This window comes from Staphylococcus simulans (assembly GCF_025561465.1).
Lineage (GTDB): Bacteria > Bacillota > Bacilli > Staphylococcales > Staphylococcaceae > Staphylococcus > Staphylococcus simulans.
In genome coordinates, this window is the sequence record NZ_CP095100.1 from 71174 (window position 1) to 97287 (window position 26114).

25 protein-coding genes are annotated in these 26114 nt (G+C 35.7%); 19 read left to right on the forward strand and 6 right to left on the reverse strand.

Annotated features, from left to right (window positions below):
- The first annotated feature begins 81 nt into the window (after window positions 1–81).
- The 4 genes from MUA87_RS00290 (at window position 82) to MUA87_RS00305 (ending at window position 7294) form a co-directional block, all read left to right on the forward strand.
- Window positions 82–1947 (forward strand): BglG family transcription antiterminator, encoded by a 1866-nt coding sequence (locus MUA87_RS00290; RefSeq protein WP_262551010.1) that lies wholly within the window; start codon window positions 82–84, stop codon window positions 1945–1947.
- A gap of 78 nt (window positions 1948–2025) precedes the next feature.
- Window positions 2026–3999 carry a PTS fructose transporter subunit IIABC family protein gene (locus MUA87_RS00295; RefSeq protein WP_262551011.1) on the forward strand — a complete coding sequence of 658 codons (1974 nt, stop codon included), beginning with the start codon at window positions 2026–2028 and terminating at the stop codon, window positions 3997–3999.
- Window positions 4000–4012: 13 nt separating this feature from the next.
- Window positions 4013–4948 (forward strand): mannose-6-phosphate isomerase, class I, encoded by a 936-nt coding sequence (gene manA, locus MUA87_RS00300; protein WP_061055021.1) that lies wholly within the window; start codon window positions 4013–4015, stop codon window positions 4946–4948.
- A gap of 1074 nt (window positions 4949–6022) precedes the next feature.
- Window positions 6023–7294, forward strand: a complete 1272-nt coding sequence (locus MUA87_RS00305; protein WP_023014842.1) for an amidohydrolase family protein — start codon at window positions 6023–6025, stop codon at window positions 7292–7294.
- Between the two features lie 62 nt (window positions 7295–7356).
- Here MUA87_RS00305 and pbp4 read toward each other — a convergent pair whose 3' ends face one another.
- On the reverse strand, window positions 7357–8595 hold the full coding sequence (pbp4, locus tag MUA87_RS00310) for a penicillin-binding protein PBP4 (RefSeq protein ID WP_262551014.1): 1239 nt from the start codon (window positions 8593–8595) through the stop codon (window positions 7357–7359).
- Between the two features lie 164 nt (window positions 8596–8759).
- Window positions 8760–9140, reverse strand: coding sequence for a (4Fe-4S)-binding protein (locus tag MUA87_RS00315; RefSeq protein WP_105980216.1), 381 nt, complete (start codon window positions 9138–9140; stop codon window positions 8760–8762).
- 186 nt (window positions 9141–9326) lie between these two features.
- Here MUA87_RS00315 and MUA87_RS00320 point away from each other — a divergent pair, with 186 nt between their 5' ends.
- Both MUA87_RS00320 and MUA87_RS00325 read left to right on the forward strand, forming a co-directional pair.
- Window positions 9327–9605, forward strand: coding sequence for a GNAT family N-acetyltransferase (locus tag MUA87_RS00320; RefSeq protein ID WP_262551015.1), 279 nt, complete (start codon window positions 9327–9329; stop codon window positions 9603–9605).
- Window positions 9606–9785: 180 nt separating this feature from the next.
- Window positions 9786–10535 carry a sugar phosphate isomerase/epimerase family protein gene (locus tag MUA87_RS00325; RefSeq protein WP_262551016.1) on the forward strand — a complete coding sequence of 250 codons (750 nt, stop codon included), beginning with the start codon at window positions 9786–9788 and terminating at the stop codon, window positions 10533–10535.
- Between the two features lie 140 nt (window positions 10536–10675).
- Here MUA87_RS00325 and MUA87_RS00330 read toward each other — a convergent pair whose 3' ends face one another.
- On the reverse strand, window positions 10676–11284 hold the full coding sequence (locus MUA87_RS00330; RefSeq protein WP_107547227.1) for a class I SAM-dependent methyltransferase: 609 nt from the start codon (window positions 11282–11284) through the stop codon (window positions 10676–10678).
- Between the two features lie 274 nt (window positions 11285–11558).
- Between MUA87_RS00330 and MUA87_RS00335 the strand changes: the two genes are divergently transcribed.
- The 6 genes from MUA87_RS00335 to rbsK all read left to right on the forward strand — a co-directional run bounded on the left by MUA87_RS00335 (window position 11559) and on the right by rbsK (window position 17875).
- On the forward strand, window positions 11559–11714 hold the full coding sequence (locus MUA87_RS00335) for a hypothetical protein (protein ID WP_002480236.1): 156 nt from the start codon (window positions 11559–11561) through the stop codon (window positions 11712–11714).
- A 21-nt stretch (window positions 11715–11735) separates the two neighbouring features.
- Window positions 11736–14321 carry a CDP-glycerol glycerophosphotransferase family protein gene (locus tag MUA87_RS00340; protein WP_262551017.1) on the forward strand — a complete coding sequence of 862 codons (2586 nt, stop codon included), beginning with the start codon at window positions 11736–11738 and terminating at the stop codon, window positions 14319–14321.
- Window positions 14322–14475: 154 nt separating this feature from the next.
- Entirely contained in the window at window positions 14476–15471 is a 996-nt protein-coding gene (gene rbsR, locus MUA87_RS00345; protein ID WP_061055026.1) for a ribose utilization transcriptional repressor RbsR, read from the forward strand.
- Between the two features lie 171 nt (window positions 15472–15642).
- Window positions 15643–16524 carry a ribose/proton symporter RbsU gene (gene rbsU, locus MUA87_RS00350; protein WP_002480233.1) on the forward strand — a complete coding sequence of 294 codons (882 nt, stop codon included), beginning with the start codon at window positions 15643–15645 and terminating at the stop codon, window positions 16522–16524.
- 17 nt (window positions 16525–16541) lie between these two features.
- On the forward strand, window positions 16542–16946 hold the full coding sequence (gene rbsD, locus MUA87_RS00355) for a D-ribose pyranase (protein ID WP_023014834.1): 405 nt from the start codon (window positions 16542–16544) through the stop codon (window positions 16944–16946).
- Window positions 16947–16963: 17 nt separating this feature from the next.
- The gene (rbsK, locus tag MUA87_RS00360) at window positions 16964–17875 is read left to right on the forward strand and encodes a ribokinase (RefSeq protein WP_106420936.1); all 912 of its coding nucleotides are present in this window, start codon (window positions 16964–16966) and stop codon (window positions 17873–17875) included.
- 44 nt (window positions 17876–17919) lie between these two features.
- Here rbsK and MUA87_RS00365 read toward each other — a convergent pair whose 3' ends face one another.
- A complete protein-coding gene (locus MUA87_RS00365) occupies window positions 17920–18429 on the reverse strand; it encodes an SA1002 family membrane protein (RefSeq protein ID WP_023014832.1) in 510 nt (169 codons plus the stop codon).
- 112 nt (window positions 18430–18541) lie between these two features.
- Here MUA87_RS00365 and MUA87_RS00370 point away from each other — a divergent pair, with 112 nt between their 5' ends.
- From MUA87_RS00370 to MUA87_RS00400, 7 genes are all read left to right on the forward strand, one after another.
- A complete protein-coding gene (locus tag MUA87_RS00370; RefSeq protein ID WP_002480229.1) occupies window positions 18542–19375 on the forward strand; it encodes a CPBP family intramembrane glutamic endopeptidase in 834 nt (277 codons plus the stop codon).
- A gap of 251 nt (window positions 19376–19626) precedes the next feature.
- Entirely contained in the window at window positions 19627–20028 is a 402-nt protein-coding gene (locus MUA87_RS00375) for a transporter suffix domain-containing protein (RefSeq protein ID WP_002480228.1), read from the forward strand.
- Complete coding sequence (locus MUA87_RS00380) at window positions 20000–20440, forward strand: MarR family winged helix-turn-helix transcriptional regulator (RefSeq protein ID WP_002480227.1); 441 nt, start codon at window positions 20000–20002, stop codon at window positions 20438–20440. Before MUA87_RS00375 ends, MUA87_RS00380 begins: the two co-directional genes overlap by 29 nt.
- A gap of 138 nt (window positions 20441–20578) precedes the next feature.
- Window positions 20579–21301, forward strand: a complete 723-nt coding sequence (locus MUA87_RS00385) for a gamma-glutamyl-gamma-aminobutyrate hydrolase family protein (RefSeq protein ID WP_023014831.1) — start codon at window positions 20579–20581, stop codon at window positions 21299–21301.
- A gap of 4 nt (window positions 21302–21305) precedes the next feature.
- Window positions 21306–22664 carry an APC family permease gene (locus MUA87_RS00390; protein ID WP_107539870.1) on the forward strand — a complete coding sequence of 453 codons (1359 nt, stop codon included), beginning with the start codon at window positions 21306–21308 and terminating at the stop codon, window positions 22662–22664.
- 31 nt (window positions 22665–22695) lie between these two features.
- Window positions 22696–23217 (forward strand): ClbS/DfsB family four-helix bundle protein, encoded by a 522-nt coding sequence (locus tag MUA87_RS00395; RefSeq protein WP_105978263.1) that lies wholly within the window; start codon window positions 22696–22698, stop codon window positions 23215–23217.
- A 430-nt stretch (window positions 23218–23647) separates the two neighbouring features.
- Entirely contained in the window at window positions 23648–24598 is a 951-nt protein-coding gene (locus MUA87_RS00400; protein ID WP_105978264.1) for a CorA family divalent cation transporter, read from the forward strand.
- Window positions 24599–24668: 70 nt separating this feature from the next.
- On the opposite strand, the gene nagB is transcribed toward MUA87_RS00400, so the two are convergent.
- Together nagB and MUA87_RS00410 are read right to left on the reverse strand one after the other, a co-directional pair.
- A complete protein-coding gene (nagB, locus tag MUA87_RS00405; RefSeq protein ID WP_023014828.1) occupies window positions 24669–25400 on the reverse strand; it encodes a glucosamine-6-phosphate deaminase in 732 nt (243 codons plus the stop codon).
- Between the two features lie 23 nt (window positions 25401–25423).
- A complete protein-coding gene (locus MUA87_RS00410; protein ID WP_002480221.1) occupies window positions 25424–26092 on the reverse strand; it encodes an N-acetylmannosamine-6-phosphate 2-epimerase in 669 nt (222 codons plus the stop codon).
- Between the last annotated feature and the right edge of the window lie 22 nt (window positions 26093–26114).

Below are 26114 nucleotides of genomic sequence, written 5' to 3' on the forward strand. Positions count from 1 at the left end.
AAGAAATTGTGCTTAATATAAAAGATAGGAATTTTTATTAAAGTGCTTTAAACTAAATATAATAAATAGGAGGTGGTTTCTATGATTGAAAGACAGATTAAATTAATACAACTTTTTATTAATAATGCAGAACAGTATCTTACGTCTGACGACATAGCCACTTTCTTGAATGTATCGAATCGTACCACGAGAAATGATATTAAAGCAGTGAATACAAACTTTATGAAAGATTTAATAGTAAGTGTAAAATCAAGAGGTTATCAAATCAGCACTAAGCAATATACTATTAAAGAAATTGAAAAACGACTCGAAGAATATACAGATAGGGACCATAAAATACTAGTAACTTTAGGTTATCAACTATTGATGAATAATACTCAATTAACATTACATCAATTAGAAAAAATGTATCATCTGACTAAGAAAGAATTACTTGATTATATTGGACGTATTCATGCCTGGTGTGAAAAGTTTGATGTAGCTATCAATGTTAAGCCCCGTAAAGGTATAGAAGTAGTAGGAAGTCAGACTAACCTAAACAATGCCACACTTCATTTAAATCAGCTTTCTACACGTAATCATCGTGTAGAGTCACTTATATTAGACGAGTTACCTAGAGCGCATGTAGATACAATCACACAAATTATAAAACGCAATCTCAATGACTTTGACATTAAAACTTCAGATATTCAAGTTGAACAGTTATTGATTCATTTGATTTTAATTATGAAGAGAAGCTTTACAGAGAATATCAACGGGGGATTAAATGAAGAAGCGTTATTAATTTCAAAGAAAATTATTGAAGAAATAAACCTTAAGTTAGGTTACACTTTGAATTTACAAGTGACTAAACTGTTCTCGTTTTTTATCAGCTATCACTTTAATAAGTTCGACTTAGGTGTGCAACAACTATTTATAGAAAGCTATATTAACCGAATGATTGAACGTATGGAAGAACGAGTAGGCGTACACTTTACGCAAGACCAAGTACTGAAAGAGAACCTCTATTCCCATTTTGGACGGACGTATTTAAGAATTATGAAAGAAGTTTACCTTAACAATCCACTGACTAAAGAAATTAAAGCACTATATCCGTTCATTTTTAACGTACTTTATGATATTGGGCAACAAATGACAGAAGAAGCGGGTGTAGAATTAACTGAGGATGAGATTGCCTTTCTGACAATACATTTTCAATCTTCAATTGACCGTAATGAACAACACCATTTAAATGTGGTAATTGCTTGTTATTATGGAATTGGTATCTCTCAATTACTTGCTACAAAAGTTTCGAAGTTAAGTGAGCATATTAAAGTTAAAGATACGATTAGATTGGAAGATATCGATCATTATGATTTCACAGGAATTGATATGCTCATCACAACCCATGATATTACTATTGATCAACTTGCAAAAGATGTAGAGTTACTTCAGGTGTCACCGCTTTTAAACGATGATGATAAGCATCAATTAGAAACCTTTATGGCCAAAAAGTTAAAACCAGCTATGAAGTCAGATGAGTTTTCAGGTGTGAACTTTATAGTTGAAACAGAAGGTGAAAAAACATTTAATACTGCTTCTATATTTGAAAAAGCGCAAGACATATTGAGTAATAATCATGCTGTATTAGAAGGGTACATCGAAAGTGCTTTAGAACGTGAGAGAATGTCTTCAACCTATATAGGAAATCAAGTTGCTATACCGCATGGCAATCCTGAGAAAGTATTAAAGTCTCATGTCATTGTTTTTAAAAGCACTAAAGGTTTCTATTGGAAAGAGCATCAAGTTAAATTAGCTTTCTTTTTAGCAACGACTAAACAAGATATTCAGCTTACAAAACGTATTATCCAAACTATCGCGCAACTGGATGAAAAAACTATAGATGAGCTTATGTATCTTGAATCACAACCATTTAAAACTAAATTAATGAAAATGATTAAAGGATAATTGCCACTAGTAACGGTAATTATCTTTTTTTATGTCTTAGTGTTAGCGCTTACACTTTAACTAAGGAGCGTGATTCACATGAAAATATTAGCGATTACGTCTTGTCCAAATGGTATCGCTCACACATATATGGCTCAAGAAAAATTAGAGCAAGCAGCTAAAGAGATGGGTGTAGATATCAAAGTTGAGACACAAGGCGGCGTGGGTGCAGAAAATGTATTAACAGCAAAAGAAATTAAAGAAGCAGACGGTATTATTATTGCGGCAGATAGACAAGTAGACTTATCACGTTTTAACGGTAAACGTTTAATTAACGAAAATGTCAGAGAAGGCATACATCATCCAAAAGAATTAATACAACGCATCATCGATCAAGATGCACGTATTTATCATCATGAAGGTGCTTCAGAAGATGACAGTTATGAAGAAGAAGAGAAGAAGAGCGGCGTACAAATGATTTACCAACACTTGATGAATGGTGTGTCATTTATGGTGCCTTTCATCGTCGTTGGTGGATTATTGATTGCCATTGCCTTAACGCTTGGCGGTGAACCTTCAGCTAAAGGTTTAGTCATTCCAGATGATTCATTTTGGAAATCTATAGAGAAAATCGGAGCATTGTCATTTAGCTTTATGGTACCAATACTAGCAGGTTATATCGCCTATAGTATTGCAGATAAACCAGGACTCGTACCAGGTATGATTGGCGGTGCTATTGCAGCAGACGGAAGTTTCTATGGCAGTGAAGCTGGTGCAGGATTCCTAGGCGGTATCGTTGCTGGTTTCATCGCTGGTTATGTTGCGAAATGGATTAAAAACGTCAAAGTGCCTAAAGCTATGGCACCAATTATGCCGATTATCATTATTCCAATTTTAGCTTCATTAGTAGTTGGATTAATCTTTGTCTTTATTATTGGTGCTCCAATTTCAGGTGTATTTACAGCTTTAACTGGTTGGTTAAAAGGTATGCAAGGCGCGAACATTGTTGTCCTCGCACTCATTATTGGTGCCATGATTGCATTTGATATGGGTGGTCCAGTTAACAAAGTAGCTTTCTTATTCGGTTCAGCATTAATTGCTGAAGGTAACTATGCAGTAATGGGTATGGTAGCGGTTGCGGTATGTACGCCTCCAATTGGTTTAGGATTAGCAACATTTATTCAAAAACGTAAATTTAATAACTCAGAACAAGAGATGGGTAAAGCGTCATTCACAATGGGGTTATTCGGTATTACTGAAGGCGCGATTCCATTCGCTGCGCAAGATCCACTTCGTATCATTCCAGCAAATATGATTGGTGCTATGGTAGCAGCAGCTATCGCAGCTATAGGTGGCGTAGGAGACAGAGTAGCTCACGGCGGTCCTATTGTTGCAGTACTTGGTGGCATTGAGCACGTATTGTGGTTCTTCGTTGCAGTTATTATCGGTAGCTTAATCACAACAGCAACAGTTTTATTATTCAAGAAAAATGCACCGACTGCTGTACTTGAAGGAGAAGGTGTAACAACAGAACTTTCTGATAAACAAGATCCGCAAACAAATATAACTCAAACACAAACAGAACCGGTATACGCAGACACAAATACAAACGAAACACAAGAAACAAAAGAAGGTACTGTTTTCCATAAAAGCCTAATCGAATTAATTAACAGTGAAATGAAACGTGATGATGTGATTGATCGACTTATCACAGAACTAAAAAACCAAAACTATGTTGAAGACTTTGCTCAAGTAAAATCCTCTGTATTAAAACGTGAATCTGAATCTACGACAGCTATCGGTATGAACGTAGCCATCCCACATGCGAAATCAGATGCAGTCAAACAACCTGTAGTTGCAGTATTACAAAATAAAAACGGTATTGAGTGGGAAAGTTTAGATGGCTCATTACCTAAGATCGTGTTCTTAATTGTCGTACCTAACAACAGTAATGATACACATCTAAAATTATTACAACGATTATCTAAGACTCTTATGGACGATGAAACACGTGAAAAATTAATCACTGCAGAAGACAAAGAGACAATTTACGACATACTAAAAGCAATATAAAGGATGATAACGTATGGTATTATTTCTAAAACCAGTATTTCAAGAACGTATTTGGGGAGGCACAGCATTAAAACAATTTAATTACGACATTCCAAATGATTTAACAGGTGAATGTTGGGCAATTTCAGCCCTGCCACACGGCTCAAATGTGATTGAGAATGGTGAGCATCAAGGTAAAACGTTAGAACAAGTGTGGAATGAAGATAGAGCATTGTTTGGAAATGACCAAAAAGACGAGTTTCCACTTTTAACAAAAATTTTAGATGCGAATGATAAATTATCTGTTCAAGTTCATCCAGATGATGCATACGCGAAAGCACATGAAGGCGGCTATGGTAAGACTGAGTGCTGGTATATTTTAGACGCTAAAGAAGATGCAGAAATTATATATGGTGTTAATGTAGATAATCAAGAAGATTTAGAGCGTATGATAGATAATAAAGAATTCGAAGGTTTATTCCATAAAGAAAAAGTAAAACCTGGTGATTTCTATTATGTACCAGCAGGTACTGTTCATGCGATTGGCGCAGGGATATTAATTTTAGAAACACAACAATCATCGGATACAACGTATCGTATTTATGACTATGACCGTAAAGATAAGCATGGTAATACACGTGAATTACATCTTGAACAAAGTAAGGCAGTCATCGATGTAAACCAAACAAATCCAAATACAAAACCAATTCACGAAACACGCGATGGGCAAGCATTTACACAATTTGTATCAAATGAATTCTTCACTGTAGAGAAATGGGATATTCAGGGTGAATTGATTTTCAAAAAGCCGTATGAGTATTGTTTGATCTCTGTGATTGAAGGAAGCGGAGAAGTAATTGTAGATGGCCAATCAAACACTATAGACAAAGGTACACATTTTGTCATAACTTCAGAAGATTTAGATATCACATTCAAAGGTGATATGAGTATTATAGTAAGTCATTCATAAATATTTGTATGAACTAATGAAGAGTTGAGACAGTTTTGGCTGTTTCAGCTCTTTTTTTACTTCGCGAGAAAAAATATTACATTCAAAAATTATAAAGTAATTTATAGATAAAGATGGTATAATATCCAAGAGTAAAGAACCTTGCATGAAATAAAGAGAAGTATGTGAAGCCGCCTCGAGCCTTAAATGGAGTTATCGGGGAGGTGATAGTATGGATATTACGCTAATAGAAATTCATTTGAATTTTGAAAATGTATGTTCCGTTGTTTTAGTGACTTTTTTGCTAAAAGCAGCTATCAATAAGATGGCAAAAAAATAACTTCTGTACTAACCACGATTAAGTACAGAAGTTAACTAACCATTTAGGTTCGTTAGAGTTTCACAACCCTGATTGTGAGCCTTTACTCGGAGCTAAGTAAGTTCCAGCTTACTTAGCTCTTTTTATTACATTTTTATCATATCAATATTGTACAAGATAAGTCAAATGAAAATATATACACGGTACCCTAATATGATTGAGTCTCTAGTAGAGTGCATTATAAAAGTCTAATAGTTGCTGTCTAAATTGGATCAATTAAAAACCACCTCGAACCTTTAATAAAGCAATCGAGGTGGTTTTATCTAACTTGTTTTAATAATAATTAAAAGCGTACGTTCCATTGTTACAGTCACGTACGCACTAAAAAGCAGCTATCAATAAGATGGAAAAAATAACTTCTGTACTAACGGACAATTAAGTACAGAAGTTAACTAACCATTTAGGTTCGTTAGAGTTTCACAAGATCCATTGTGAGCCTTTATTAAAAGCTAAGTAAGTGACAGCTTACTTAGCTCTTTATATCGCATTTATATAATATAACAGTATCACAATACAAGTCGATAAAAATATAAAATAATTTTTACATATTGATATGAGCGTCGGCTTGAACATATGGTTAAAATAGCTTCGAAGTGGTAAAACTCAATGCGTTAAGTTTCTTTATTGAATCTTAAGTTGATAAAATTGAGACGTAACATTTTTGGAATACTGAATAATTTTTTGTTTGTGAAGGTAAGAGAGATGGAGGAATGGAAATGAGCAAAAAATTTATTAACGCATCGATTTATAAACATGATGATGCATCTGAAATCTTAGTAGAGAACGGCAAGTTTGTGGCGTTCGGTAATGATTTAGGTGACGCTGATGAAGTCATCGATTTACAAGGGCGTTTAGTGCTACCACCTTATGTAGATTCACACTTGCATTTAGATTACTACTTTACAGGACAAGATCCTAAAATCAAAAACGAATCAGGTACGCTATTTGAAGCGATTGATTTATGGAATGATTATAAAAAAGGTACGACAAAAGAAGAAATGAAAGAACGTATGCGTAAAGCAGTCAATGATGTCGCAAGCTACGGAACACAATATATCCGTGCACAAACAGACTGTACAGACCCTAACTTAACAGGGATTAAAGCGGCAATTGAAGTCAGAGACGAATTGAAAGACAATATCACAATTCAAGTAGTCGCATTCCCACAAAATGGTATGTATTCATTCGAAGAAGACGGTAAAACAGGCCGCGACTTAGTAGAAGAAGCATTGAAACTAGGTGCTGACTGTGTCGGAGGTATTCCACATAACGAATGGAGTCCTGAAGACGGTGCAGAATCAGTGAAAGAAATCGTACGTCTTGCGATTAAATATGACAAATTGATTGATGTACACTGTGATGAAACAGATGATGCAGAAGCACGTTATCTTGAACAATTGAACGCAGAAGCAATGAAACAAGGATATGGTCCTTATACGACAGCTTCTCACACTTGTTCATTCGGTTCAGCAGATGATGCGTATGCATTCCGTATGATGGGCTTATTCCGTCAATCTGGCTTGAACTTTGTTTCATGCCCGACAGAGAACTTATTCTTGCAAGGACGTCAAGATACGTATCCTAAGCGACGTGGTTTAACACGCGTAAAAGAATTTGTAGATAACGATATTAACGTCGCATTTGGTCAAGACTCTATCGTAGACCTATGGTATCCAGCAGGTTCAGGTAACTTGATGAATATCTTAGATAATGGTCTGCATGCGACACAATTAATGCGTGAACAAGACTTCCCACGCAACTTTGATTTAATCACTTACAACGGTGCACAATTAATGCGCATTGAAGATGAATACGGTTTAGATGAAGGCAAACCCGCTAACTTTATCGTAGTAGATGCGCCAACAGTATTTGAAGCACAAAGACGTCGCTCAGACTGCCTAGCGTCTGTACGTCATGGTGAATACTTGTTCAAGAAAGCATTACCTAAATATGAAACAGAACTAGATGTTACACGTAAAACAAAATAAAAATAGATTCGAAAAAATGAGCGGAACCTGTGAGATTCTGCTCATTTTTACATATAGAATGATTATTTACGTCGTTTCATAATAATATAGATGATTGCAGTCAGTAATATGACGCCGCCTATCATGACAAGCGCACCTAAAATCAAAGTACCCCATTGCGTTACTGGCTCAACTTCAACAGAAGGTGCATGATAACCTTTAAGGAATTTTCTAGGATAGTCTACTTTTAATTGTTCATCTTCAATAATTTTCAAGTCATATTTAGCTTTGTCTTTAGGCACCAAATCATATAAATCTTTTTTTACTTCATACGTCTTACCATCAATTTCATGTTCACCTTTAGAGATAACTTTACGGTATTCATAGTTTTTGAAAGCTTCTTCCGTTAAAGCATTCGCAAGCTTTTGGCGTGCATGTTTCGCAGCTTCATTAGGATAAGGCTGTACGTTCATAATGACTGTGTTGATACGTAGATTTTTTTGTTTAGCTGTTAATACTAAATTGTAGCCATTTTCACTCGTACCTGTTTTTAGACCATCAGCATTTACAATTTTTAATGCATCTGGACCATGCGGTAACGATAAGTTTGTATTTTTTAGTGTTTTACCATACTGTTTGTCGGTTTCTAACTTTGAGTAATTGAGTACCTCAGGATACTGTTTCAAGATTGCTTGAGAAAGTATTGCCATGTCTTGTGCTGTACTTTGAGAAGTTGTTTCACTTTTATAAGCCTTTGGGATAAATTGATGAATCAATTGGTTATTCGCACCACTTGGATTAGTAAAATGTGTATGATGCATCCCTAATTGTTTCGCTGTGTGGTTCATGCGGTCTGTGAATTTAGAAATATCACCATCCACATGGTGTGCAAGTACTAATGTCGCAGCGTTACTAGACTCTAACATGGCTTGTTTCAACAATTGGTCTACAGTATAGGTTTGTTTATTTTTTAAAGGAAATGTCGTCAAATTCGGGAGTTGAGACATTTGTTCATAAGTTGGTGTGATTTTAACTTTATCTGACAGGTGAGCGTCACCTTGTTTGATGTCTTCTAATATTAAGTATATGGTCATCAACTTTGCGGTAGAAGCAGGGTCGATGTTACGTGTGCCGTGATAATCATACAAAATTTGTCCCTGTTCGGTAGTCACATAGGCACTTTTAGGATCAAACTGTTTTTGAATCGTTTGATGGTTTTCTTTCGCAACGTCTATTGGCGTCCGTTCAGCGTGAGCGGTAGGTGCAATCAGTATATTCATTAAGAACATAACTGACACAATGATGCTTATAACTCTTTTCACAATGTATGGCCATCCTTTTATAAGATAATATACTCTCACGTTACTATAAGAGAATACTGTATTCAACAAGATTTAAATAAGATTTATTAATAAAGCATAAACTTAATAAAACTACACTTCTAACTCTTTTATAAACAAGTCAAGAAGTGTAGTTAATATGATGATTAACCTAAAGTATAGAACGGATTATCCGAAATATTCGGACCGCCTTTTAAAATCGCACGGTTTAATTCAATGACTTCACCATTATGGTTTAACGTAAATTCACCTTTAATAATAATTTGGTTATCTTTGCCGATTGAGATTTCTGTGTGTTCGTGATGTTCATTTGGTTTACCGTCTTTACGATGATATTCCAACGCACCGCTTGGACAACGTTCTACGACTTCTGCGATTTGATCAGCTGTCGCATTCGCAGGGTCAATCCAAGGGCGTTTCTTTGTATCAAAAACTTGTGGTAATCCTTTCACACATTCAGCTGCATGGATACAACGCGCCGGTTCAAAAGAGACATCAATTGTTTCGCTAGTATAAGTCTTTCTCATTTTATCACTCCTCATATTATGCCAAATACTTAAGTTCAATATAGCACACAAATAAGTTGTTTAAAATTAATATCACTCGTTATACTATAGAGAATTATAGTAAGTATTGTAAGATAAATTAATATTCTTGCTTTTAAGAGGTGCACAAGGTAATATCAAATTAATAAAAAGAGGGAAGTGATCTCAATGACAGAAGTAAAACACGGACACAATAAATTTTATGTGGGCCAAGATGAAAATAACTATCAAGCACAGATGACATATGTCCCAACAGGTCCAAACTTATTTATTATTGATCATACAGAAGTATCAGAAGCATTACGCGGCCAACGTGTAGGCTATGCGATGGTAGAAGCAGCAGTCAATTATGCGAGAGAAAATAATATGAAAATCGTTCCATTATGTCCATTTGCGAAAAGTGTCTTTGATAAAACACCAGAATATGCGGATGTATTAAAGAGCTAACACATTCTATACACACGACTTATGATAACAAGCAGACTTCTTCTTTAGAGAGGTCTGTTTTTTTTGTCTTAATCATTGAATATAAAAAAATGAAAGCGTCGACATTTTGAGTAAACCAGTTTATGATATGGATGAGAATGATAAATGGGTTTACTAATTTATGTAAAGGACTGAACAACAATGAACAACAACTTAGTATTTAATACCTTAGTATTTCAAGCAAAAATTAACAGTGGTTTGAAGCAAGTTGAACTTTTTGATGATATTTTATCTTTAGGTTTCAATAACATTGAACCTAGAAGAGAGTACTTTGTGGACATCGACAAAGAAATTCCTGAGATGCGTAAAGCAGCGGAGAGTAAAAACATTACGCTATTTTATAGCGTGCCAGATTATATATTTTTAGATGACGGTGAATTAAACCCTAAAATTTTCGAATATTTTGAAGAAGCTAAACGTCTTAATGTGGCTAACGTAAAGATGTCGATTGGAAATTATCGACATTTTAGTCAATTAAAACAACTGAATTTTATTAATGATCAACCATTTAACTTTACGGTTGAAAATGATCAAACACAACAGTCAGGAACGATTAATAAGATTAATCAATTCTTACAAGATGCTAAAAAAGCTAAATTAAATATAGGTTATACATTTGATTTGGGTAATTTCCGATATGTTCAAGAAAGTGAAGTTGATGCGGCTGACACATTAGGTTCATATGTTACCTATATTCACTTGAAAAACCTAGCAGAACAAGACGGTAAGTTTATCGTTATATCCTTAGATAAAGGTATTATTGATTGGAAATCAGTAGTTGAAAAACTACCAACAGGGCTACCAATAGGTCTTGAATATCCTTCAAGCGATGTTGATGAAGTATTAAAAGACAAGCAGTCAATTGAAGTGTTAGAAAATGAAAGAAAGTAGCGATGAAAAGTTTGCTTATGCAAGTATGAGTTCATCACAATCGCATTCTTTACATGCAAAACATCATTGATATTTCAAAAGACAAATAAAAGCTGAGACAAAGTATGCTTTAATACATGTCTCAGCTTTTCATTTATTTATTATAGCTTTTCAATATGTCCTTGAATGACGCTCGCATGTCCTGTGTGTGCAGTACCTTCTTTACGTTCAATATCTCGTTTTTCTAGACTATGGATTTTAACAGGAAGGTCTTCAAGATAACCTTTGATTTCATCTACTTCATAAAGCATGGCTTTGTTTGGTGGGCCACCTGTTTTATTTTCGAGTTGTTCTGTTGAATAAAGTTCAAAGTAACTATGACCTTCTGATTTTAAAGGTTTGATTAAGTTGTTGAACATCCCGCGTTTACCTTCTGGAGGAACATGTCCGAAGATATTCACGCTATAATCATAGGCATTTTCTGCAGTTAAATCAGACGCAGTGATATCACCATAGTTCGCATCGACTGTAACACCTGCTTCTTCCGCAAGTTTCAATTCTTTCTCAATGCCGACTTTAGATAAATCATACGTTGTGACATCATAGCCTAATGTCGCAAGATAAACTGCGTTACGTCCTTCACCTTCAGCTAACATCAATACTTTTTTTGGTGCATCTACTTTTTCTGAAAAGACACTTTTAACATATTGATTCGCTTCTTTACCATAAATATATGTGTCGGAATCAAATTTTTCATCCCAATGATTCATGGTGATGCCTCCTCTCTTTAACCTCAGTACTAGTCTAAAAAGATTAAAAGATTTAGGCAATCAAAACGAACTGAGTGTTCATTTATCTATCTAAGAAATAAAATTTATGAAAAGTTAAAGTTGTAATCTGTGTTTTTTAATACCGAAATGGTTTAAAGTAACTTTTTTAGTTGTTTTTAATTATCTTTTTTCACATTAAAAAAGATAATGCGAAAAATTTTGTTATATTTTTAATGTATCATGTTATAATTTATGAGAAATAGAGGTGAGGGATATGAGGAAGAACATCCTGTGGTTGTTTCCTGTAGTGATACTAGGATGGTTTTGGAAACGTCTCTTAAAACAACGCCATCAAGCATTTTCAGAAGTGGATATTGAAACACCTGAAGATGTAAAAGAGACGCAAGGGATGAATGATGAAGAAATTTAGTTGAAGGGAGTCATCTAAATAGTGCTTGAAAAAATCAGATATAAATTAACTAGACAATTTATGATTCGTGACATTATTAAAGAACTAGGGACTATTATTTTTAAATGCAGTCACGAAAATTTCATCTATTTTAATACACGCAACTTTTCGATTACTTTAGACGAACAAGAAATTACGTTCGACATCTTATCACATCAAAAAAATGAATTAATCGTCGCAATTAAAAGCGACTTTATTACACATGCTGAACCTGCACAAACGATAAAATTCTATTACGGTCAAAAAGCCCTATGGCTGACACGTGCACCGGAATTAAGACGTACATACTATATGGATCACGGTATTTTCGAACTGATTGTTAATCAATCTATTACGATTAAACCAGTTAAAACAGGCTTCAAGTTTGTGAACGAAGCTTTACCTATCGCGTTAACAAGCGCAGGTCCTGACACAATTGAAGTTTCGAGTTCAACACCCATAGACAGTGTGTTTTTAATTAACGATCAAAATATGAAAGTACTAGATCTTAGAGATAACAAGATTAACTACACGTATATCCAAGATTGTTTGAAAAAAGAAAATTATAAAGTACATGTGATACAAGGGACGACGATGTATCCAGCTAAAATTGAATCTCCAGAAATCGTGCATCATTACTTTATGGAATATGACTGGACGGATGAACAACTCTCGATTGATCGTATGTATTACGCAGTAGACCAAGTTTATATGACTCAGTTAATGAACACAGAAGATATCAATCTTTCATTCTTCATCAAAGGCAGCTTTGATGAGATGGATAAAATCCGAGTAGGTTTAATTGATGTCGATTACGAAAACGCAGTTTACTTACCGACACAAGTGATGATGGGTAATAAAGTCACAGTTAAATTAGCTTTAGATCATTTAGAAACAACGATTAAGAAGAAATTATTTATTGAGATTAATGGTCATTGTTATTTACTACAAGGTAAAACAAGACCGTTTGATGCCTTACATCAAATCGATCATGAAATTTACCAGCTTCAAATCCGCAATCGATACGGTTTAACCATTACACACCGTAAACCTAAATTTAAATTAGGGATTAATCAAGTGGCAGAAGAGAGTTTGAATATGTACTTCCAGCCACATCCGCTATATCAACATTGCAGATATTATTTAACCTTTGAAGAACGTATCTCAGGCAATCAATATCATTTACCGATTGCGAGAGGCGTTTATGATATCTCAATTGATTATGACCAATTGAATACGTTATTGACAGAAAATAAATCGATTATCGATGTCTTCATCACAATTTATGATGAAGATACATTAATCAGAAAAGAAAAAATCAAATACCGTCAAGGGGTCTATAAGAAAGACGGCATCCATACGTTAAAAACAGTAGAAGAGAATGGTCTTACGACGTTCTTTATGTTGACATTGACGCCATTTAAAAACATTAAATTTGAAACGTTTACGATGACAGAACGTCAACTTCAAATTTTAAATGACCATAATCATAAAGATCCGAATATCTGGATGGTCGGAGAACGTACGGATACAGCACAAGAAAGCGGCATTCAGCTCTTTGAGTGGCTTTACGAACATGCGGAAGCGGATGTTTATTACGTCATTGATGGCGAATCTAAAGACTACGAAAAAATCAAAGATATGGAGAATGTCTTAGTCTTTGGTTCAGATGAACATTTACGTATCGCCCCACAAGCGAAAGTGGTCATGAGTACACATGATATCGAAAATATTATGCCATATAAAGCAGCACCACAATTCTTCGGTTATGATGAAACGATTAAAATCTTCTTACAACACGGAGTTCTCGGTAGAAAGAATGTTGAATATCATAAGAAATTCTATGATGACCCATTCGATTTATTCAACGTCTCTAGCCATCATGAGAAATACGATATCGTAGTTGATGAAATGGGCTATGAACCTGAAGAAATCGCAGTGACTGGCTTAGCACGTTATGATAGATTGCCGCTAGAACCTAAACCACAAATGAAGAAAGTCTTAATTATGCCGACATGGCGTGATTGGTTGAACAGTAATGAAGCCTTTGAAAAAAGTGAATACTTAAGACGTTATATCAGTTTCTTGAACAATCCTGAATTAAAAGCTTTAAGTGAACAATATGGTGTAGAAATCAACTTCTATCCGCACTATAGAGCACAACAATTCTTCCAAGATTACTTAAGTGAACATGAATTGAAACATGTGAACTTTATAGAGCTTGGGACGAAAACTGTTCAAGACTTATTGATTGAACATGATTTACTGATTACAGACTTCAGTACAGTCAGCACGGACTTTAACTATATGGATAAACCTGTGATTTTCTATCACTTTGATGTGAACAAGTTCTTTAGAAAAGGCATTCTAAGACCGATTAATGAAACATTTATCGGTGATATTACGTATTCAGAAAATGAATTAATCAGTAAAATTACCGACAAAGTAAAACACAATGAACCGCAACACTATGACCGTAGCTTGATTTTCGACCATATCGATCATCAGAACTGTGCACGTATCTATCACAGTATTTGCGAGGAACTTAAAAAACAAGACGCTCAAAATGCGAGTCATATAAAATCATAGTATTTTAAACAACAGCCTGTATTGTATGTCGCAATATAGGCTGTTTGTATTGAATTGAACTCTACAAACGAAATCAGAGATGATATGATGAAAGAGATAAAAAGGTGGCACATTTGCGTAAGCGAGTCTGTCAACGTAAGGGGATTAAGCACTAATGAAGAAAGTTTCAATTAAAGATGTCGCAAAAGAAGCAGGTGTATCCTTAACCACGGTTTCGCACATTTTAAATCATAAACAAGAACGCTTTTCGCAAGCGACAATTGATAAAGTGTTAACAGCTAAAGATAAATTAGGTTATATTCCAAATAAAAATGCCCAACAATTAAGAGGACATACGATTAAATTAATCGGGGTTTTAGTCCCCAGTTTAACGAACCCTTTCTTCTCAGCGATTATGCAGAGTATGGAACAACATAAGCCGGACTATGTGGATTTATTCTTCTTAAGTACTTCAGGTGACCATCTAGAACATAACATCAAGCATTTAGTTGAAAGAGGCATGGACGGTTTAGTCATTGCGCGATTAATCGATCAACCTGAAAGTATGAATAATTATTTAGAGAGACACAATGTTCCTTATGTCGTGTTAGACCAAAGTGAAGATAATGGGTATACCGATATCATCCGAACAGATGAACAAACAGGCGGTGCTTTAGCGGCAGCACATCTTATTGATTTAAATCATCAACATATTGCCATTGTACAACCGTATGAAATGATGTCGAATATGCAGGCACGTGTGAAAGGTTTTGAAGATTACTGCGAATCCCATGATGTTCAAAAACCGTTAAAGATAGAAACAGAACTATCACCTTCAGGCGGTAAACAAATCGTTGATCAAATCATTGATAGTCAAGTGACTGCGGTTTTTGCGATTAACGATGAAATGGCCATCGGGCTGATACGCGGCTTAAATGAGCGTGGAAAAACTGTGCCTGAAGAGATTTCAGTCGTAGGTTATGACAACATCAGTTTCTCGCAATATATGACACCGGCATTAACGACAGTAGCCCAACCCATTGCGTTAATTGGGGAAACAGCACTGAGATTAATCGTGAAGAAAATTACGGAGACTGATCAAGGGGTTGAACGTATTGAATTGCCGAATGAACTCGTGGTCAGAGAAACAACACAACAATTAAATCAATAATCATCCATCAAAGACGGGGCGCTTATTCCTTGATAAGTGTACTCGTTTTTTATTGTGTCGAAAATCTTAAATCTATATGAAAACGTATACAAAATAAATGAAAAGTGCTAGTATGTGAGTAAAGTAAAACGTTTTACTAAATCCACTTAGAAAAAAATAGAGGTGTTATTCATGAATCTAGTCGCTTTACTTATTGGTTTAGGTCCATTGCTTGGTTGGGGTTTATTCCCGACGATTGCGTCAAAGTTCGGAGGTAAACCGGTCCATCAAATTATCGGAACGACGGTAGGGACATTAATCTTTGCGTTAGTCTTTGCGGGATTGACAGCCCAACACTTCCCGACAGGTATGAACTTAATGTTTGCGTTGCTTTCTGGGGCAGGTTGGTGTTTCGGCCAAATTTTAACATTCAAAGCCTTTGAACTCATCGGTTCTTCAAGAGCAATGCCAGTCACAACAGCTTTCCAATTGCTTGGTGCTTCATTATGGGGTGTTTTTGCGTTAGGTAACTGGCCAGGACTAAGCAATAAAATTATCGGTTTTGTGGCGTTAATTGTGATTTTAATCGGTGCACGTATGACAGTATGGAGTGAACATCCTGAGGAACAAAACAGCGGTAACTTAAAGAAAGCAGTGGTTATCTTGCTGATTGGTGAAATTGGATATTGGCTATATTCAGCTGCACCACAAGCGACAGATATCGGAGGAAAAGCAGCCTTCTTACCTCAAGCTATGGGTATGGTTCTCGTCGCAGTGATCTATGGTTTAACAATGATGAAGAAAGACAATCCATTTAAGAATAAGATTACATGGCTTCAAATCATTTCAGGTTTCTTCTTCGCATTTGCGGCGTTAACTTACTTAATTTCAGCACAACCAGATATGAACGGTCTTGCGACAGGCTTTATTTTATCTCAAACGTCAGTGGTTCTTGCGACGTTAACAGGTATTTATTTCTTAAATCAACGTAAGACGAAGAAAGAAATGTTGATTACGATGGTTGGTTTAGTGTTAATTTTAGCTGCCGCAACAGTCACAGTCTTTATTAAATAATTTTGGAGGGAATAGAAATGAAGAAAACCCCTGTATTAAATAGTCATGTTTCACAAGCCATTGCGACAATCGGCCACTTTGATTTATTAACCATTAATGATGCGGGTATGCCGATTCCAAATGATGCACGTAGAATTGATTTAGCGGTCACAAAAGAGTTGCCACGCTTTATTGATGTGCTAGAAACAGTCTTAACAGAAATGAAGATTCAAAAAATCTATTTAGCTGAAGAAATTAAAACACATAACCCAGCGCAGCTAAAACAAATTAAAGCACTGTTAGAGGATGATGTAGAGATTGAATTTATTCCACATACAGAAATGAAAGCCTACTTAAGTCATCCATTAAATAAAGGCAATATACGTACAGGTGAAATCACACCATTTTCAAATATTATTTTAGAATCTAATGTGACATTTTAAGCGAGGAGAGATACAGTATGACGAATAAAGTAGTAATTTTAGGTTCAACGAATGTGGATCAGTTCTTAACTGTTGAGCGTTATGCGAAACCTGGTGAAACCTTGCATGTCAAAGAAGGACAAAAGAAATACGGCGGGGGTAAAGGTGCGAATCAAGCGATTGCGACAGCACGTATGAACGCAGATACCACGTTTATTTCAAAAGTCGGTAAAGATGGTTTAGCTGACTTTATGTTTGAAGGTTTCAAAGAAGCAGGAATGAATACCGAGTATATTACAGAATCAGAAACAGCAGATACGGGCCAAGCATTTATTACAGTAGATAAAGACGGCAGTAATACCATCTACGTCTATGGCGGTGCGAACATGGATATTACACCTGAAGATGTGGCACAAGCAGAAGCAGTGATTAAAGAAGCGGATTATGTAGTGGCACAATTAGAAGTCCCTGTACCGGCGATTATCCGTGCGTTTGAAATTGCGCGTAAGCATGGTATTACAACGATTTTAAATCCAGCGCCAGCGAGCGAATTACCTGAAGAATTATTAGGGCTTATAGATGTGATTATTCCGAATGAGTTTGAAGCGGAAATCTTATCTGGTATTCCAGTGACGGATGAAAAATCAATGGCTCAAAACGCAGACTATTTCTTAAGCTTAGGAATTAAAGTGGTATTAATTACTATCGGTGCACAAGGAACATATTACGCAGTCAAAGGCAACTCTGGCTTAGTCAAAGCATATAAAGTTGATGTTGTGGATACAACAGCAGCCGGAGATACTTTTATTGGCGCATTTGTCAGTGCGTTTGACGTGAAACAAATGAATTTAGAAACTGCGATTGATTTTGCGAATAAAGCAGCATCTTATACAGTTCAAAAAGCAGGGGCGCAAATCTCTATCCCATTCGCAAAAGACATTGAATATTAAACGAACTTCAAAAACCTATCCATATATGCGAGGATAGGTTTTTTTCATTGTCTGAGATTAATCTTATGCATGATGAGGGAGATCCAACTGATTAAAAGCACAGGCAATAACGTTAAATTCAAAGCTTCGATATTCAAGATATGAAACAGCGTATGGATGTCGACTTCTAATTTAATTCTAGATAATGACTGTGTCATCACTTGATAGAGTGTGAGATAGACTAATAACCATTGGATGAAATATTCAACGACAGTTAAGGTCCATACATCATTGAACCAACGTTTGATGAAATAACGAAGTAAGAAAAATTCAATAATTCCACTTGTTAAAATCATTAAGAGTCCCGTTATGAATAAATCATTACCCAAGTCAATGACAGCGCTTATTAATAAGATAATAGATACGCCTAGCAGTAAAGCAATAAAAGCGGTCAAGATTAAGAGTGTACTTAAGAGTGCTGTTTGTAGAAATGCGTTTTTCTTTTTACCGAGATTAGCCAAATAGTCAATAGCTAAAAACATGATAAGTACTAAGATGATGTTAAATAGCGTCATAGATGTCACGTCCTTTGATTAATGAAGTTAAAAAATAATATTTGCGGTAGATATCCGATTGTGAGAAAATTAAATAGATAAACTATACTAATTATATAATGGAGAACAACTTATGGAAAATCAATTTACACAACATTATAAGGGAAGTTGGCTTAAGTTTTCACTCTTATCCATCTTGATGATGCTAGGTGGCGGGTTGTTTGCGGGGCCTTTTTATTTAATGGTCAGAAATCATCCCCTTCAAGAAGTCATTCTACTTCCTGTCCCATTTATATTTTCAATATTAATTCTCTTTTGGTATGTACATAACAGAGAGCACCTTCCGTTAAGTTCAGTCGGTATTTACCGTACATATGCTTTTAGAAAGCTAGGTATCGGAGGCTTATTCGGCTTTATCGTCTTCTCTGTAGTGATTTTAATTTTAGTGTTATTTGGAAATATTTCAATTGTCGGTAATACGCTGAATCAAACGGTGTTATTAGGTATCGGTTTAGCATTTATTGGATTTTGTATTCAAGCAAGCGCAGAAGAACTTTTGATGCGTGGATATCTCCAAACACGTTTAACACAGCGATATGGTGATCGTTTTGCGATTGTGTGTTCAGCAGTGGTCTTCACCTTACTCCATGGAATGAACCCTAATATTTCCATTGTCGGTGTTACGAATATATTCTTAGTCGGTATTGTCTTGTCTTTAATCTACAGAATCGACGGTACGATTTGGACAGTTGCTGGGTTCCATATTATATGGAACTTCGTACAAGGTTGTATTTATGGGATTAATGTCAGTGGAAATGAACTGAATTTCAGTTTGTTTAAAACGAAATATCATACGGATAACATACTGACTGGCGGTACGATGGGTATCGAAGGCAGTATTATTTTGACAGTGTTGTTTATCGTGCTGATTATTAATTTGGCGAAGCGGCTCAAAGTAAACTTTTAACTTAATACAAATGAAATTAGTCTTTTTCATCCTCTTTCATGTGAGTATCTCATTAATGAAAGAGGATTTTTTTTATTTATTTTCAAAAGAAATCCTTTAGTGACAAGGCTTTAAAGCGTATTGATATGAAGCAAATCAAAAAATTTAAAAAAAGTTGAGCTTAGGGGTTTACAAATTTTAAAACGCCACTTATAATTTAGTTAAGTTAACTAAACTAATTAAATAAAACAAGGAAAAGGTAGGCGGTTATTATGCTTAAAAATAAATCGAAAAAATTTAAAATAGGAATTACACTTTTAATTATTGGAGCAGCGATGTACGGTGTTGCAGCACTTATCGGATTCTTACCGATTGCGTTAAAACTTAAAGGAATTATTATCGGCAGTGTCTTAGTATTTGGAGAAGTTAATATTTTAGTATCAATCGTATTGCTTGGTAAACAAGTCGTTAAAAAATACAAAAGCAAATTAAACCCGAAAAACTGGTTCAAGAAAAAAGAAACTGTAGTCACAGAAGCAACTGAAGTGAACGTTGAGAACGCAACAGAAGCCCCTTATAATGAAACACAAGCAGATCAAACAACAGTTATTGAATTAAAAACAGTGAAAAAAGGAAGTCGTAAACATGACACAATCAAACCTAACGCAAATTGAACATGTCGCTCAGGAAATCACCAAAATTAACGAAGAGATTGCGATAGAATACATGCAGCAAGAACGAGAGTATTCACATTTTAAATTAAACAATCAGCAACATGTGATTATGACCATCTTAGTAGAAAACCAAGATATGAAACCAAGTGAATTAGCACAACGTTTAGATGTCTCTAAAAGTGCCATCAGCCAACAACTTCAAAAGTTGAAACAAAAAGATTATATCTATCTGTATAAAGATGACCATGATAAACGTTCATCCATCATTGGTCTAGGTGAAAAAGGACTAGAATATAAAGAGAGTATTAATGATTATATTCATGATTTTAGTAAAAAATGCGCAGATACTTTCTCATATGAAGAGCTTGTAGAAATCAGAAACGCATTAATAAAGTTACAAAAAATCATTTAATTTATAGATTCTAAAAGGCAACTTCCAATTGGAGGTTGTCTTTTTTATTGGGGTGATATCTGAAAATTATGAATTCACATTGACAATTCCGACGGTCTCACTATAATTAAAATTATTCAACAACAGGAGGCAGACATCATGAAAACGATAGGTATTTCCGCAAATATATTAACGGATCAAGCAGGAATGTTTCCAGGCTATAAGCGTTGTTATGTCAATCAGGATTATATCCGCTCGATTGTGAAACAAGGCGCTGTGCCGATGGTTATTCCTATAACAGATAACGATGACATTATAGAAGCACAAATCAGACAAGTAGATGCTTTACTCTTAAGCGGGGGACAAGATGTCAGTCCACAACTATACAATGAAGACCCGCAAGACAAATTAGGTGAAACATTACTTGCGAGAGATGTGTTTGATTTTAAATTGATAGAGAAAGCGAAAGAACGCTTTATACCAATTCTAGGGATTTGTCGTGGTGCACAAGTCTTAAATGTTTTCCACGGTGGTTCTTTATTCCAAGATACGTCATATCGTCAAATACAATCACTCAGACATTGGCAACCAACAAACCCGACTGAGAAGACACATGAAATCAGAGTCTTTCCGAACACACGTCTAAGTGCGTTATTTCCTGAAGGTCGATTCTATGTGAACTCTTTCCATCACCAAGTCGTTAATCAACTCGCAGAAGGCTTCAGAGTCATGGCACAATCTAATGATGGGGTGATTGAAGCCTTTGAATCAGAATCATATCCATATATGGTCGGTATTCAGTGGCACCCTGAAATGTTGTGGCATGAAAACAGTATGGATGCTTTATTTAAAGATTTTGTGGATCAAATTGAAAGAAGATGACAACATGAAAAAACTAGGATTTTGGTCTATTGTCCTTTTAGCGATTAACTCTATTATCGGTTCAGGTATTTTCTTATCACCTGGAGCGGTTATTCAAAAAGCAGGTAAGTATACTTTAGTAGTTTATGTCGCCGCTGCAATCTTTGCGGCAGTATTAGCGATTACTTTCGCAGCCGCAGCGAAATATGTGAATAAAAGCGGGGCATCTTATGCTTATGCCACAGCAGCATTTGGTGAGAATGTAGGTTTCTATGTAGGGATTACACGCTTTGTTGCGGCAAGTATTGCTTGGGGTGTGATTGCGACTGCAGTTGTAAAAACGACACTCGCAATTTTCGGCGGTAATGCCCAAGATTTTGTATCAGTGACTATAGGCTTATTAATTTTGATGGTGATTTTACTATTAATGAATGTGACAGGGAATAAAGTATTCGCCTTTTTCAACAACTTAGCCACTATCGGTAAACTCGCAGCCTTGATCACAACCATTATTGTTGGTTTTATCATCGTGATGATGACTGGTCATTCTCACTTTAATGATATTAATCAATTAGTCGATGTTTCTCAGTTAAACACATCAACCTTTGTGATGGCAGTCATTGCGGCGTTCTATGCCTTCGTAGGTTTTGAAAGTGTCGCAAGTGGTGCGGAGGATATGAAAGCACCAGAAAAGAATTTACCACGTGCGATTCCATTAGCGATTTTAATTATCGCAGTGATTTATATTAGTATTATTGCGGTCATTATGATGATTAACCCAACCGCAGTCTTAACCAGCAAACACGTGGTATCTTTAGTGACTGTGTTTAAATCACCTGTCATTTCGAATATCATCTTATATGGTGCTTTAATCTCTATGGTAGGTATCAGTATTGCGGGATCATTCTCAACACCAAGAATTTTAGAAGCGATTGCGAATGAAAACCAAGTACCCGCATGGTTTAAACAAAGAACGAAATATGATTTTCCGTTCAATGCGTTCATTACGACATTTTTGGTCGCATTAATTATTCCGATGGCCTTTCAATATAATATGGTCAGTATCATCGTATTAAGTTCTGTTTCACGTTTTGTTCAATTCATTGTAGTCCCTATTGGTGTCATCATGTTTTATTATAATCGTGAACGTGGGGAGATATTGCCGAATGTTTATAAAAACAAATTCACAGATGTGGTTTTACCAGTTATTGGATTGGTTTTAACAGTTATTCTACTTGTGAAGTTTGATTGGAAAGGCCAATTCTCTATTGCGACTCCACATCATATTGAGCCAAACTACTTCGCGATTACTGCGATGGTCATCGGTTATGTTGTCTTACCACTTGTCTTATTGATTGCAAAACAACGACGTAAACAAGCATAAAAAGAGTAGAGAGTTTTAAAGGGGGTTAGACATGAGAACCTATGCGGATAAAGAAGCGCTTAAAGCAGAGATATTAAAAACTTATAAAAAGTATATTGATGAATTCGATGAAATACCCGAAGATTTGAAGGATTTAAAAATTGATGAGGTGGATAGAACACCTGCAGAGAATCTAGCCTATCAAGTGGGGTGGACGACACTGATATTAAAATGGGAATCAGACGAACTTAAAGGGAAAGAAGTTAAAACGCCTACTGAAACATTTAAATGGAATCAACTAGGAGCACTTTATCAATGGTTTAATGATATGTATGCTGGTTTAACCATTGAAGAACTGACATCTCGACTTAATGACAACGTAGATGCGATATGTGAGATGATAGACGCAATGGGTAATGCAGTGTTATTTGAACCTCATATGCGCAAATGGGCTGACGGAGCAACCAAGAAAGCCGTGTGGGAAGTCTACAAGTTTATTCATATTAATACTGTAGCGCCATTTGGAACATTTAGAACTAAGATTCGGAAGTGGAAGCGTATTGTTTTAAAATAGTTAGTCTTTATTTGATAGTTTGATAAATGACGTTACTTTCAATGATTCCCACATTGTCATGTTGATGAAAGATAGACGTCAGTTTTCGGTAGTAAAGCGTAAGATTTTGTATCAGTTCAATGCGTTCATTACGGCATGTTTAGTCGCATTAATTATTTCGATGGCTTTTCACTATAATATGGTCAGTATCATTGTATTAGGTTCTGTTTCACGTTTCATTCAATTTATTGTAGTCCCTATAGGTGTCATAATGTTTTATTACAGGCGTGAACGTGGCGAGACTTTGTCTAATGTATGTAAAAATAAATATAAACAGACACTATCTTCTTTTGAATCATCAGGGAAGATAGTGTTTTTGTAGGTATATGAAACTTTTTCTTTCATTAGGGTAATTAAAATACAAAATAAGAAAGAGAAAGGAGCGTACACTATGGCGATACGTTGTATATATGTGACACCAGATCATGAAGTTATTGCGACAGATAAAGTTGAAAAAGTGCCAAAAGAAAGTGTGTTTACTTGGTATGATTGTATCCAGCCGACGAAAGAAGAAACGCATTTTCTCGCAACAACATTTGAATTGAATATTCAAGAGATTACAGCTTCTATATATACATTAAGACGGCCGAACCTCTACCATGATGCTCAAAATGATGTTGAACATTTATTGATGCATGCGATAGATGGAAAGGACTTTGAAGCGGAACCATTAGGGATTACGATAGATGGTAATCATGTGATTACGGTTCATGATGCTGAACTTCAAACGGTGACACAGTTGTTTGATGCTGTTAAGACAAATAAAGTAAAACGAGATGCTGGATTAATCGCATTGAAGTTATTGAACGGGATTGTAGAGTCTTATTTCTCTTATGTCAATGCGATTGAAGATCAGGTGTTTTCTTTTCAATACGAAGAAGAGAATCGTAAACAACGACGTGCATTTATGAAGCAAGTGTATGAGATACGGTCTGAGATTATTAAGTTGAAGCGGATATTACTGCCGATGGAACAAATGGTCAATGCGATTCAGACATTAGATATTTATGACAGCGGTCAAGATAAAGCACGTTTGTATCATCAAATTTATAACCATTTGAAACATCAAAATGCAACATTAGAATCTTGTGAAGCATTGACGGATGATATTAAAGACAATAATCAGTCTTATCACTCAAGTCGTATTAATTCAGTGATTAATGTGCTGACAATTATTTCATCCATCTTCTTCCCGTTATCTTTCTTAGCGGGTTGGTATGGCATGAATTTCACAAACATGCCAGAGCTGCATGGTCAGTACAACTACTTTATTTTCATCGCATTTTCTATCATTATCGTAGTGGTATTGTTGTTAATCTTTAAGAAGAAAAAGTGGTTCTAACTATAAAATGCCTTTGAAGACATCATATTGTCCTCAAAGGCATTTTTAATATTGATAATGGTATCAGTCATTATTTAATCGCTTGATAAATGACGTCATCTACAATGATTTCTACATTATCGTGGTTGTGAAGGATAGACGCAGGTAAATCTTCTGTAGTTTCACCGTTAACGAGTCGTTGTATCGCATCGATTTTCTTATCTCCGAATGCGAGTAAGATAATACGTTTTGCGCGCATGATAGAAGAAAGGCCCATAGACAGTGCTTGTTTCGGTACATCTTCTGAGTGTTTGAAATGGACACTGTTCGCATGCATCGTAGAAGGTGTAAGGTCTACGACTCTTGTTTGGCTATCGAAAGGCGTACCGGGTTCGTTGAAACCGATATGACCATTTTCACCGATACCTAAAATTTGGATGTCAGGTTGACCGACAGCTTTAAGCGCATCTTCGTAATGTTTTGCTTCTTGATCTAAGTCTTCAGCTACACCGCTAGGAATATAGATATTGTCTTCATTCCATTGTTCATTTTGGTTAAAGAAACGTTGATGCATGTACGCATAATAGCTATGCAGATCTTTTGGACCTGCACCAACGTATTCATCTAAGTTGAACGTTCTGACACCACTGACATCGACGTGATTCGCATTTAATAAATCTGAGAGCTGAGTATATAAATCTGTCATCGTCGAGCCTGTAGCTAGTCCTAAGACAGCGTCAGGGCGTGCTTTAATTTGTTTCAAGAATTCGATTGCGACATATTGACTGGCAAGTTGTTTATTTCTTAAGTTGTAGAGTTGCATTTCTAATCCTCCAAGTAGTATGACTATTCTTTTACGGCGTTAATAAAACGTTCTGTAATTTGTTTCGGACGTGTAATCGCACCGCCGACAACCGTACAGTGTACACCTAAATCACTGACTGCTTTATACATTTCTGGTGTAATCACATTACCTTCAGCGATGACTTTCGCATTTACTTGATCTAAGACTTCCCTTAAGAATGCGAAGTTGTTTTCATATAGGATATGACCTTGAGTATAGTCTGTATATCCGCGTAATGTTGTACCTACGTAATCAAAGCCAAGCTCATCCGCATGTTTTGCTTCTTCAATTGTAGAGATATCAGCCATGATTTCAACGTTTGGTGCTTTTTCACGAATATAAGCAACAAGTTCTTCTAACGTTTCTTTCGGACGTTCTTGTTTTGTCGCATCTAGCGCGATGACCTCACATTTACTTTCAATCAGTTCATCGACTTCTTTTGAAGTCGCAGTAATATATACTTTTGAACCTGGATAATCTCTTTTAACGATACCGATAACAGGTAACGGTACTTCTTCTTTAATTGCGATGATATCTTCTTTACTGTTTGCGCGAATACCGACTGCACCGGCTTGGTACGCAGCAAGTGCCATTTTTGACATAATAAATGATGAATGTAACGGTTCATCAGGCAAAGCCTGACAAGAAACTATTAAACCTTGTGGTAACATAAGCACACACTCCAAAATATTG